Source organism: Microbacterium sp. Leaf351 (genome assembly GCF_001423825.1).
Lineage (GTDB): Bacteria > Actinomycetota > Actinomycetes > Actinomycetales > Microbacteriaceae > Microbacterium > Microbacterium ginsengisoli.
Genome location: NZ_LMPK01000038.1, coordinates 269,792 through 271,137, shown reverse-complemented (window position 1 = coordinate 271,137; position 1,346 = coordinate 269,792). Strand labels below are relative to the sequence as shown.

Here is a 1,346-nt window from a genome sequence, read left to right as displayed (position 1 = left end):
CCCCGTCGGCCGACGGCGTGGTCGCGAATGTCGCGAGCTTCTACACCCAGACCCTCAGCTGGTCCTCGTGCGGCACCGGCTTCGACTGCACGTCCGTGACGGCGCCCCTCGACTGGCAGAACCCTGAAGCCGGAACGATCACCCTCGCCGTCATCCGCCATCGCGCGACCAACGGCACGGCGCTCGGATCGCTGCTCACGAACCCCGGGGGGCCGGGCGCGAGCGGCTACGACCTCATCCAGCAGAATCTCGACTATGCGGTCGGCTCCGAACTGCAGAAGACGTTCGACGTGATCGGCTTCGACCCTCGCGGAGTCGGGCGTTCGACCGCCGTGACCTGCTACGACGCGAAGCAGATGGACTCCTATCTGTTCGATCTCGTTCCCGCGCCGCGCGGGAGTGCGACGTGGACCAGCGATCTCGTCGCCAGCCAGAAGGCGTTCGGTGCGGCGTGCGAACAGAACAGCTCCGGGCTCCTGCCCTACATCACGACCGACCAGGCCGCGCGCGACATGGACCTGCTGCGCGGCGTGCTCGGCGACAAGAAGCTGAACTACCTCGGCTACTCCTACGGAACGTTCCTGGGAGCGACCTACGCGAAGCTCTTCCCCCAGAACGTCGGACGCATGGTCCTCGACGGTGCCCTCGATCCGTCGGTGTCGGGACTGGACGTGTCGACCACCCAGGCGATCGGGTTCCAGTCGGCCCTTCGCGCCTACATGACGAACTGCCTCGCCGGGTCGTCGTGCCCGTTCACCGGCACCGTCGATCAAGCCCTCGCCTCCCTCGGCGACCTCCTCGCGCAGGTCGACAAGACCCCGATCACCAACGCGGACGGGCGAAAGCTCGGCGCCGACTCGCTGGTCACCGGCATCGTCGCAGCCCTCTACTCGAAGGACAGCTGGCCGGTGCTCTCCTCGGCCCTCGCCGCCGTCAAGTCCGGCAGCGCCGCGCAGGCGTTCCGGCTCGTCGACTTCTACTACAACCGCAGCAGCAACGGCGTCTACCAGGACAACTCGACCGAGGCGTTCGAGGCGTACAACTGCATGGACTACCCTCAGGTCACCTCGCAGGCTCTGAAAGACGCCTCCAAGGCCGAGATTGCGGCGAAGGCTCCGACGATCGCGCCGTACTGGAGCGGTCCCGACCCGTGCGCCGTCTGGCCGATCACGGCGACCGGCGTGCGTGAGAAGATCAGCGCCCCCGGCGCCCCGCCGATCATCGTCATCGGCACCACCAACGACCCGGCCACGCCGTACGTGTGGGCGAAGTCGCTCGCGGAGCAGCTGTCGTCCGGCGTCCTGATCACCCATGAGGGCGAGGGGCACACGGCGTTCAACAAGGGC

At 67.7% G+C, this 1,346-nt stretch carries 1 protein-coding gene; it reads left to right on the top strand.

From position 1 onward, the window contains the following. Nucleotides 1–17 precede the first annotated feature (17 nt). The coding region (locus ASG00_RS14660) for an alpha/beta hydrolase (RefSeq protein WP_082483277.1) at nt 18–1,346 on the top strand (1,329 nt) is incomplete at its 3' end.